Raw genomic sequence first — 368 nt, forward strand, 5'->3', positions numbered from 1 at the left:
CGCATTGCGAAGGTGAGCAGCAAGTAGCTCGCTGGGGCGGGGAGGAATTTACCTTAGTGTTTCCTAACAAAACTGCAGCAGAAGCAAAACTCATGTGTGAACTATTACGGGAAGAAATTGCAAATAACGATTTTTCAGTAATTGCTGCTGGGCTGCATCAAGTAACCGCGAGTTTTGGTGTTTCTGATTCTAATAATATAGACGATTACGACCGACTTTTATCAGGAGCCGATCAGGCATTATACAAAGCCAAAAACGGTGGCCGTAATCGCACCGAAATCATGTAATTGAAAAGTGCCTCAGTCGCACACATATAGAGAGTATACATTGAGCGAAGGCATCAGCATGATAAATGGATTGTTCATTGT

1 protein-coding gene is annotated in these 368 nt (G+C 42.9%); it reads left to right on the top strand.

Annotation, left to right across the window (positions count from 1 at the left end):
• Positions 1–287, top strand: a 287-nt coding sequence (locus tag AAEY62_RS20810) for a GGDEF domain-containing protein (RefSeq protein ID WP_350636183.1), incomplete at its 5' end; no start/stop codon positions are given.
• Between the last annotated feature and the right edge of the window lie 81 nt (positions 288–368).

Source organism: Pseudoalteromonas sp. GW168-MNA-CIBAN-0100 (assembly GCF_040309225.1).
Taxonomy (GTDB): Bacteria; Pseudomonadota; Gammaproteobacteria; order Enterobacterales; family Alteromonadaceae; genus Pseudoalteromonas; species Pseudoalteromonas arctica.